Source organism: Mannheimia sp. (assembly GCF_056854775.1).
On sequence record NZ_JBXGGI010000012.1, the window covers coordinates 1 to 10580 of the forward strand.

Here is a 10580-nt window from a genome sequence, read left to right on the forward strand (position 1 = left end):
AAGAGGAATAAGAGATTTGTTTTTGAGTTTTTCGATAATATCGGTTGCCAGATGGTCTTTATTTAAATAGTGCTTATAAAAGGTGGATCGGTTAATTTTGGCATTATCTAAGATATCTTGCACCGTAATGTCATCATAATCTTGCTTTTCAAGCGTTGTAATGAAAGCTTGGTGGATAATCTCTTTTGTGCGGGTAATTCTAGGATCTTCTTTTTTCATATTTCCCACTAACCATTGTAAATAAGCAACATTTTATGGTTTTTTGTATCATTAGACAACATTTTATCGTTTTTTGGTGGTTGCTAATAGAATGCTATTTTTTTACACTTCAGACCAGTTAGGTTGATGATAAGGATAGAAGATGAAGAAATTATTAATTGCAACTTTGGTTGTTTTTGCCGCAGGTGGGGCTTATTTGTGGCAGCAAATACAGGGTGAGCGTACGGAATTGTCAGGGATTGTTGCAGTAAATGGACGCTTGGAGTTAGAACGTTTAGATGTTGCAACCCTTTATGCAGGAAAAGTAGAAGAAATTTTAGTTAAAGAGGGGCAAAACGTTGAGAAAAATCAACCGCTTGTACGCTTTTCTTCTACGCAATCACAAAGCCAAGTAACTTCCGCAGAGGCTCAAATTTCCGCTGCGAAAGCTCAAGTAGAAAGTGCCAAAGCTCAAAAATTACGTGCAGAAGAAGCAGTAGCTCGAGCTTCTGCGGAAATGAGTGCTCAGCAACAGCAAGTCTCTGTTGCTAAATTAGAATTAGATAATGCAAGAAAATTACGCCGTGAAAACTTAGTTTCTGCCAGTGAACTAGAACGCCGACAAGCGGCTCATAAAGCAGCTTTAGCGGCAGTTGAAACCGCAAAAGCAGTAAGAGCAGAAGCTCAGGCGGCAGTTAATCAAGCAAAGGCAGTGATTTCTCAAGCAGAAGCAACGGTTAATCAAGCTGAAGCAGCAGCCAACCAAGCAACTTCACAAAATGATGATATGTTAATTAAAGCACCAATTGCAGGCAGAGTAGAATATCGCATTGTTGATGTTGGTAATGTAGTAGGTATGGGGGCAAAAGTGGTGAGTTTGCTTGATACTAAAGATGTTTACTTAAATGTATTTTTACCTGCGTATCAGTCGAATAATATCAAAATAGGTGAAGAAGCCCGCATTAAAATTGATGGCACAGACTATGTTTTCCCTGCATACATTGGCTATGTAGCGAGTGAAGCTCAATTTACGCCAAAATCGGTGGAGACATTGGAAGAACGCACAAAATTAATGTTTAAAGTGAAGCTACAAATTCCAGAGGAAATTGCCCAACAATATGTTGGATTTTTCAAGGGCGGTATGACAGCAATGGGTTATGTGAAATATGATAGCAGTTTGGATTGGTCTGAAACATTATCTGTAAAACTTCCAGAGAGCCGATAAATGATGACTGAACTTGCGGTTAAAATTAGCAATCTTCGCCATACTTATAAAAACACAGTGGCGGTTGATAATATCTCGCTTGAAATTCCGAAAGGCAGAACAGTTGGGCTGATTGGACCTGATGGTGTGGGTAAATCAACTTTGCTCTCGCTGATTGCTGGGGTAAAAATTCTTCAGCAGGGAGAGATTTCGGTGTTTGGTTTAGATGTAGCAAAAGCGAAAGACCGAGACATCTTAACCCATAAAGTAGCCTTTATGCCGCAAGGGTTGGGGAAAAATCTCTACCTTACTCTTTCCATTTATGAAAATATTGATTTTCACGCCCGAATGTTTGGGTTATCTCCAAGCCAGCGAAAAGCTCGGATTCATCGTTTGTTGAAAGCGACGGGGCTGTTGCCGTTTTCCGATAGAGCTGCAGGTAAACTTTCGGGAGGAATGAAGCAAAAACTCAGCCTTTGCTGTGCGTTGGTGCATAGCCCTGAATTACTGATTTTAGATGAGCCAACAACGGGGGTTGATCCGCTTTCACGCCGTCAATTTTGGGAGTTAGTTGAAGAGTTGCGTGCTGAAACACCAGAGATGACAGTAATTATCGCCACCGCCTATATTGATGAAGCCGAAGGTTTTGAATATGTGATGGCAATGGACGATGGTAAGCTAATTGTTGATAAACCCACTCAAACTGTTATTGCTGAAACCAATAGCCAAAATTTAGAGCAAGCCTACATTAAATTATTGCCACCTGAAAAACGGGGGGCAGTAGATGGCTTGGTTATTCCTCCTTTTGAGCCATTAAAAGATGAGCCGCCCGTTATTGTAGCGGAAGGATTAACCAAGAAATTCGGCGATTTTGTTTCAGTAGATAATGTGAGCTTCGTTATCCCTAAAGGCGAAATTTTCGGCTTTTTAGGTTCTAACGGCTGTGGCAAATCCACTACAATGAAAATGCTAACTGGCTTACTTGAGCCCACCGAAGGCTCTGCATTATTGCTTGGTCAGCCAATTGATGCGAGCAATATCGATACTCGAAAGCGAGTGGGATATATGTCGCAAGCATTTTCACTTTATGAAGAGCTAACAGTACAAGAAAATCTTGAACTACACGCCAAACTTTATCAAATTCCGCGTAGTGAATGGTCGCATTATGTTAATAATGTAATGAACCAATTTGACCTTGCCGATTTAGCTGAGGAAAAACCTTTATCGTTACCACTTGGCATTCGACAACGCTTACAGCTTGCCGCTGCTTGTTTGCATAAACCTGAAGTGTTGATTTTAGATGAACCTACTTCTGGGGTTGATCCGGCAGCTCGTGATATGTTTTGGGAGTATTTAATTAAACTTTCCAGAGAAGATCGTATTACCATTTTCATTACCACCCACTTTATGAATGAAGCGGCTCGTTGTGATCGCATTTCTTTTATGCACCGAGGAAAAGTACTTGGCGTTGGCACACCTGAAGCATTAAGGTTAGGCAAAAATGCGAAAACACTTGAAGAAGCCTTTATTATTTATTTAGAAGAGCAAAATGATGAAGTAACTGCTCCAAAAGAGACGGTTGATAACGAAGAGCAAGCAAATAGTTCATTACAAGCGGTCAAAAATCGGCAGTTTTTTGCAAATGGGCTGAGTGTCATCTGGACTTTTGCCGTGCGTGAAGGAAAAGAATTGTTAAGAGACAATATACGTTTACTGTTTGCTTTGCTTGGACCGCTGGTAATGTTGCTGGCGATGGGATCGAGTATTTCTTTTGATATCAAACCTTTAAATTTTACCGTGCTTGATCACGATAATAGCTCAGAAAGCCGTAAATTGATTGAAGCCTTTTCCGGCTCGCCTTATTTTATTCGGCAAGACAATATTTATTCGATAGATGAGATAAACCTCAGCCTGCAAACGGGTAAGGTAAAATTAGTGCTAGAAATTCCGTCTGATTTTGGTCGGGATCTTTTAGCCCAAAGAATGCCTGAGGTAGGTATATTTATTGATGGAGCTTTCCCAAGTACCGCGGAGAATTTACAAGGCTCTGCACAGGGTGTTATCGGACAATATATAAAGGAAATGTTAAGAGAAAATGGCATTAGTGTGAATATGCCTTCTGTAACAGAGCCTCGAATGATCTATAACCAAGATTTCAAAAGCGTGTTTGCGATGACACCGGGTATTATTATGCTTGCAATGATGCTTGTGCCTCCAATGATGACCGCACTTAGTGTGGTAAGAGAAAAAGAGATGGGAACAATTATGAACCTCTACGGATCGCCTGCTTCGCAATTTCAGTTTTTGTTAGGCAAACAGCTTCCTTATATCGCACTCTCATTTATCAGCTATTTAATTATGGTACTGGCAGCTATTTTTGTATTTGGTGTGCCGATTAAAGGCTCAATAACTGCAATGTTCTTAGGTGTGTTATTGGCAATTTGTGCTTCAACAGGTTTTGGCTTATTAGTTTCTAGTTTTGTGAAATCACAAGTAGCTGCTATTTTTGCTGCCGCAATTATTTCAATTGTACCGACTATTAACTTCTCAGGAATGATGTATCCTGTATCTCGTTTAGATGAAAATGTGCAGCTGGTTTCAAAGATATTCCCGGGAGCTTGGTTTCAGCAAATCAGCTTAGGCGGATTTACTAAAGGACTTGGCTTTGCCGATTTCCTCCAGCCTTACTTGGCACTCGCAGTTATTTACGCCGTTTATCTTGCATTAGCAACTTTTGCGTTGAAAAAACAGGAGAAATAGATGAACCGTTGGTTTAAAAATGTTGGTTTCCTCGCAGTTAAAGAGTTGAAAAGTTTATTTAGTGATAAGGTATTGGTTTTACTGATTATCTATATGTTTTCCTTTGCGGTTATCACTATTGCGAAACAAGGTATGACCGATGTTAAAAACGGCTCGGTGGGAATCGTTAATTACGATCATTCAGCCTTATCTTATCGCTTGAAAGATGCATTAATTCCCCCTTATTTTAAAACGGTAGAAGATATTGAGCCTCAAGCGGTTGATCGTGCAATGGACGTGGGGCAATATACCTTTATTGTCGAAATTCCACCCAATTATCAACGCGATACTTTAGCTGGAAAAAATCCCAAAGTGCAGCTATTGGTTGATGCAACGGCAATGACGCAAGCAAATATTGGCGCTCATTACATCAGCCAAATTTTTAGCCAAGAAATTGAGAGTTTTATCGGGACTGATGCGTTGTCGATGCCATTCAATGCTGCTATCAATGTGCTATATAATTCTAATCATGATAGCGCTTGGTTCATGGGCGTAGGGCAGATTGTGGGAAACTTGACCTTATTAACTTTGTTGCTTTCAGGTTCGGCAGTTATTCGAGAAAGAGAACGTGGCACAATAGAGCATTTATTGGTAATGCCTGTTCGATCAAGTGAAATTGCGGTATCAAAAATTCTTGCTAATGGTTTGATATTGTTAATTGTTACTTTATTTTCACTAAAATTTATTGTGTCGGGCTTTCTTGGTGCGCCGATAAGTAATCAACAAATTGCGATTTTCATTTTAGGCGTGGCAATTTTTCTGTTTTCTATTGCTTCACTTGGCATTTTATTAGCGGTATTTGCACCAACAATGCCACAATTTGGCTTACTCTGTATTCCGATTTATTTAGTGATGTATATGCTTTCAGGGGCAAATTCTCCGCTTGAGAATATGCCTCAATTAGCACAACAATTAACGCAATTCTCGCCCACGACAATTTTGGGGAGTTACGCTCAAGATGTATTATTTCGCAATGCAGACTTAGATTTGGTGTGGTTGCACTTAGTGAAAATGGCGTTACTTGGAGCGGTTTTTTTAGGCATCGCATTAATGCAATTTAAATCTATGCTATCTAAACAAGGATAAAAAATGAACCTTTATAAATTATCAACAATTGCAATTTTTACCGCTTTTTTAACCGCTTGTCATAGCATTAGCGTCGATACGAAATCTTCCGTTGAAGTGCCGCTTGAATTCGACAAAGCCCAAGTAGCTAAAGGTGCGAACGAAATCCAACAATGGTGGAAAAACTGGAGTGATCCGCAATTAACTGCCTTGATTGAAAAAGGATTAGCCAACAGCCTTGATATCAAACTCGCCCAAGCCCGATTAGCGGAAACTCAAGCCAACAGCCAATATACCGAAGCCGATAAAGGGATTAACATTGGGGCAAGTGGTTCTGTTGGTGGAGGTCTGATGGATATGGACACCGGGTTGTTTGATCCAAAACGCTCTGATGTAGCAGCGGTACAAGGCGGAATCTCTGCTTCTTGGGAGCCAGATTTTTTTGGTAAAAAACGCAGCGATGCTGATGCTGCAAGAGCAGGAGCGTTAGCACGCCAAGAACAAGTTTATGGTGCACAGCTTTTAGTTTCCAGCAGTATTGCGGAAAATTATTTCCGAATTTATGCCATTGAGCAGAAACAAGAAATTCTTCGTAAAAATGTGGCTATCTTGAATGAACTACAGCGTTATATTCAAGGGCGTTTTAATGCAGGGCAGGCAACTGCGTATGAAATCAGTGAAATTAAAGCTCAAATCACTGCATTACAGGCTCAACAATCAATGTTACAATCACAAGCTGATGCCCTCACTCGTAATATTGCGGTATTGATTGGTACAGTGCCACAAGGTTTTCGCATTGCCAAAAGTGGTAATCCATTAGCGAAAATTCCGGATAGCCCAAGTGGGCAAATGCCAAGTACAGTGATTGAACGCCGCCCGGATATAAGGGCAAATGCCCGTCAGGTAGAAGCAATGGCGGCTAAGCTGGCGAGTGCGAAAGCAGATCTCTACCCACGTTTTGACATCCAGTTCTTAGGGCAGGGCGGTTATATCAAAATCAACAATGATCTATCGCCAATTTCGGCTTTAGCGAACCTAGTGAGTGTTGGCGTGAAGCTGCCGATTTTTACTAATGGCAGAATACAAGCCAATATTGATGCTTCAGATGCTCGCCTACAGGCTGCGATGATTGAGTACGACAACAGTCTCTTAAAAGCACTTGGCGAGGTAGATTCGGCTTATCAACATCAAGCTAGTTTAAGTAAGCAAAGCCAGTTATTGCAAAATGCGGTAAAACAGGCTCAAAAGCAGGCAAATGATGCACAAAGTCTGTTTAAATATGGCGAAAAAACTTTAGATGTGGCGATTAGAGCAAGAACATCGGTGCTGAATTATCAGCAACAATTGGTTCAATCTCAACTTTCACAAGCCTTAAATTTAATTAGCTTGTATAAAGCACTTGGCGGAGGCTGGCGATAACTTACAAGCGGTGAGATTTTTTATTATTTTTGCACTTTTTGTTATTTTTGCAAAAAAGCCAACAAAAATGACCGCTTGTAAAGCGGTCATTCTGTCATAGTGAAAGATTATTCAGCCTTGCCGTAGTAGGCTTTTGTCATAATCTCTTCCATATCCTCGATCATTGCCAAGCGTGGATTTGCCGGCGTACATTGGTCTTCAAATGCGTGTAAGGCAAGTTCACGGCGAGCATCTAAGAATGCTTGCTCATCAACGCCTTGCTCACGTAATGACATTTTTACACCGCAACGTACGGCTAAATCGTGAACCGCTTTGGCGTAAGATTCAACTGCTTGTTCCGGTGTTTCAGCCGGTAATCCAAGCATTCTTGCAATGTCTTGGAAGCGAATATCCGCAACATAGTTAGTATATTTTGGCCAAGTTGCTACTTTAGTTGGGTGAGTACCGTTATAGCGAATCACGTGTGGCAGTAAAATCGCATTGGTTCTGCCGTGAATTGTGTGGAATTTACCACCAATTTTGTGTGCCATTGAGTGGCAAATACCTAAGAATGCATTGGCGAATGCCATACCTGCCATTGTAGAGGCATTATGCATTTTTTCACGAGCAGCTTCGTCAAACTCTTTTACCGATTTTTCCAAGTTTTCAAACACTAATTTGATTGCTTGTAACGCCAAACCATCTGTGTAGTCGTTAGCTAAAATCGAGGTATAGGCTTCGGTTGCGTGGGTTAAAACGTCTAAGCCGGTATCAGCTGCAACGTGAGACGGTACTGACATCACTAATGCAGGATCAACAATCGCAATGGTTGGCGTTAAAGAGTAATCTGCTAACGGATATTTAATATCGCCGTCAGTAATTACTGCGAATGGTGTTACTTCAGAACCTGTACCGGAAGTGGTTGGAATACCAACAAATTTCGCTTTTCTGCCTAATTGTGGGAATTTAAACGCACGTTTGCGAATATCCATAAATTTTTGCACTAAATCACGGAAATCCACTTCAGGTTGTTCGTAGAATAACCACATAATTTTCGCTGCGTCCATTGGCGAGCCGCCGCCTAATGCAATAATGGTATCCGGTTGGAAGCTACGCATTAATTCTGTACCACGCTGCACGGTTTGCAGGCTTGGATTCGGTTCAACATCGGTGAAAAGTTGAATCATTACTTGATTGCGGCGTTGGCGGAGTTGCTCGGTAATTCTGTCCACAAAGCCGAGATCTACCATTGAACGGTCGGTTACGATCATCACTTTATGTACATCGTGCATCGATTTTAAATATTGGATTGAATCACGCTCAAAGTAGATTTTTGATGGTACTTTAAACCATTGCATATTATTTCTCCGTCTGCCCACACGTTTAATGTTGATTAAGTTCACTGCACTCACGTTGTTGCCTACGGAGTTTTTGCCGTAAGAGCCACAACCTAATGTGAGCGATGGGAGGAAAGAATTATACACATCGCCGATACCGCCGAAAGTAGACGGTGAATTCCAAATCACACGAATGGCTTTTACACGCTCGCCGAATGTTTTAGCAAGCTCTTTGTTTTCTGTGTGGATCGCCGCACTATGTCCTAAACCGTGAAAGTTCACCATTGCTTCAGAAAGTTCTAAGCCGTGTTCAGTTGAGTTCGATTTGAGTAGAGCTAACACAGGTGAAAGTTTTTCACGTGTAAGTGGCTCGCCTTCACCTACAAAAGCACATTCTGCTAATAAAATATTGGTTTTTTCCGGCACTTTAAAACCTGCTTGCTCTGCAATCCACGCTGCTGGTTTACCAACCACTGCCGCATTGAGTTTTGCCCCTGAGCAGTTTTCGTCTTTGGCTTTATCAACACCGAAGATATATTTTTCAAGTAAAGCTTTTTCTTTTTTATTTACTAAGTAAACGCCGTAAGATTGCATTTCTTTGATGAAATCGTTGTAGATTTCTTTATCGACAATTGCAGCCTGTTCAGAAGCACAAATCATACCGTTGTCGAACGATTTCGACATTACGATGTCATACACCGCTTGTTTTAATTTGGCTGTTTTTTCCACATAAGCGGGTACATTACCTGCTCCAACCCCTAACGCCGGTTTACCGCAAGAGTAAGCGGCTTCCACCATTGCATTACCACCAGTAGCTAAGATGGTAGCAATGCCAGGGTGTTTCATTAATGCGGAAGTGCCTTCCATTGAAGGCTGTGTAATCCATTGCACACAATGTTCCGGAGCACCTGCGGCAACGGCAGCATCACGTACAATTTGAGCAGCGTGAGCAGAACATTGTTGAGCTGATGGATGGAAAGCAAAAACGATTGGATTACGGGTTTTGAGGGCGATTAACGCTTTAAAGATAGTGGTTGAGGTTGGGTTAGTAGTTGGGGTAATTCCGCAGACAACACCGACCGGGTCGGCTATTTCGGTAATACCTGATACATCATCTTCACTAATTACCCCTGCTGTTTTTAAATGTCGCATATTATTGACAACATACTCACAGGCGAACAGGTTTTTAGTGGCTTTGTCTTCAAATACGCCACGTCCTGTTTCTTCATAAGCGTGCATTGCTAAAATGCCGTGCTTATCAAGGGCGGCAACAGAGGCTTTGGCGACAATAAAATCGACCTGCTCTTGATTCAGCTTTCTAAACTCATCAAGTGCTTTTAAGCCTTTTTCGACAAGTGAATTGACTTCTGCTTGGGCATCAAATGGTTGAGTGCTTTTAGCCATAGTTTGTTTCCTCATAAGATTTAAAATTTGATAATTTTTTTAACTGATGAAATTATTACCCAAAAGAGTTATTTTGTCGTTAAAAATTCACAAAGTTTTATTATTGATTTGATCTATGTCAAACTTTTTAAAGTTGTATATATGCTATAAAAATAGGGAAATAATTTTTTAAGAAAAAGCCTGGGTTTTGATTAAACGCAAATAGAAAACCGCGATTATTTTTGGCAGTTAAGCTAAAAAAGTGTTAGGATAATTAGCATTTACTATGCTGTTTTAATTTTTAGAACTTATGAAAGACATTTTACGCATTGCAACTCGCCAAAGCCCACTTGCTTTATGGCAGGCTAATTTTGTAAAAAATGAGTTGGAAAAACATTTTCCACAATTATCTGTCGAACTGGTTACGATGGTAACAAAAGGCGATGTGATTTTAGACACGCCGTTGGCAAAAATTGGCGGAAAAGGTTTGTTTGTTAAAGAGTTAGAATTAGCCTTGTTGGAAAACAGAGCCGATATTGCCGTGCATTCAATGAAAGATGTGCCGATGAGTTTTCCTGATGGATTAGGTTTGGCGGTCATTTGTGAGCGTGAAGATCCGCGTGATGCTTTTGTTTCCAATAAATATGATAGTTTAGAGGATTTACCCGAAGGGGCGATTGTTGGTACATCAAGTTTACGCCGACAGTGTCAGTTAATGGCAAAATATCCGCATTTAGAAGTGAAATCTCTGCGTGGTAATGTTGGAACTCGTTTAAGCAAATTGGACAACAATGAATACGATGCGATTATTCTGGCTTCTGCCGGGTTAATTCGTTTAGGATTACAAGAGAGAATTCGTAGTTATCTTTCGGTGGAACAATCATTGCCGGCAGCGGGTCAAGGTGCAGTAGGGATTGAAACCCGAGTGAATGATGAGCGTGTGCTAAATTATGTTGCAAAATTAAAGCATAATTCGACCGCTTGTTGTGTGATGGCTGAGAGAGCGATGAATACTCGCTTGCAAGGTGGTTGCCAAGTTCCGATAGGTGGTTTCGCCACTTTAGACGGTGATGAAATTACACTAAATGCTTTAGTGGGAGCATTAGACGGTTCGCAGATTATTCGAGCCTCTGCAAAAGGGCATAAAGAAAATGCAGAGCAGTTGGGCATTTCCGTTGCGGAACAATTACTTGCAC

At 40.9% G+C, this 10580-nt stretch carries 7 protein-coding genes; 5 read left to right on the plus strand and 2 right to left on the minus strand.

Translation table 11 applies throughout. The annotated features are described in order from the left end of the window. Positions 1-219 (minus strand): TetR/AcrR family transcriptional regulator (locus tag ACJHV0_RS00975; RefSeq protein ID WP_483133120.1); only part of this gene is annotated, 219 nt, incomplete at its 3' end. A gap of 142 nt (positions 220-361) precedes the next feature. Between ACJHV0_RS00975 and ACJHV0_RS00980 the strand changes: the two genes are divergently transcribed. From ACJHV0_RS00980 to ACJHV0_RS00995, 4 genes are read left to right on the plus strand one after another with little or no spacing between them, the layout of a single operon-like run. Further along, entirely contained in the window at positions 362-1423 is a 1062-nt protein-coding gene (locus ACJHV0_RS00980) for an HlyD family secretion protein (RefSeq protein WP_483133121.1), read from the plus strand. A 3-nt stretch (positions 1424-1426) separates the two neighbouring features. Then, positions 1427-4162, plus strand: coding sequence for a ribosome-associated ATPase/putative transporter RbbA (rbbA, locus tag ACJHV0_RS00985; RefSeq protein ID WP_483133126.1), 2736 nt, complete (start codon positions 1427-1429; stop codon positions 4160-4162). Next, positions 4163-5287, plus strand: coding sequence for an ABC transporter permease (locus tag ACJHV0_RS00990; protein WP_483133122.1), 1125 nt, complete (start codon positions 4163-4165; stop codon positions 5285-5287). It abuts the gene before it with no gap. 3 nt (positions 5288-5290) lie between these two features. Next, on the plus strand, positions 5291-6685 hold the full coding sequence (locus ACJHV0_RS00995) for an efflux transporter outer membrane subunit (RefSeq protein ID WP_483133123.1): 1395 nt from the start codon (positions 5291-5293) through the stop codon (positions 6683-6685). A 107-nt stretch (positions 6686-6792) separates the two neighbouring features. Here the strand turns inward: ACJHV0_RS00995 and adhE are convergent, their stop codons facing one another. Next, positions 6793-9405 carry a bifunctional acetaldehyde-CoA/alcohol dehydrogenase gene (gene adhE / locus ACJHV0_RS01000; RefSeq protein ID WP_483133124.1) on the minus strand — a complete coding sequence of 871 codons (2613 nt, stop codon included), beginning with the start codon at positions 9403-9405 and terminating at the stop codon, positions 6793-6795. 289 nt (positions 9406-9694) lie between these two features. On the opposite strand from adhE, the gene hemC reads away from it, so the two are divergent. Next, positions 9695-10580: hydroxymethylbilane synthase (gene hemC / locus ACJHV0_RS01005; RefSeq protein WP_483133125.1), on the plus strand; the 886-nt coding region annotated here is incomplete at its 3' end.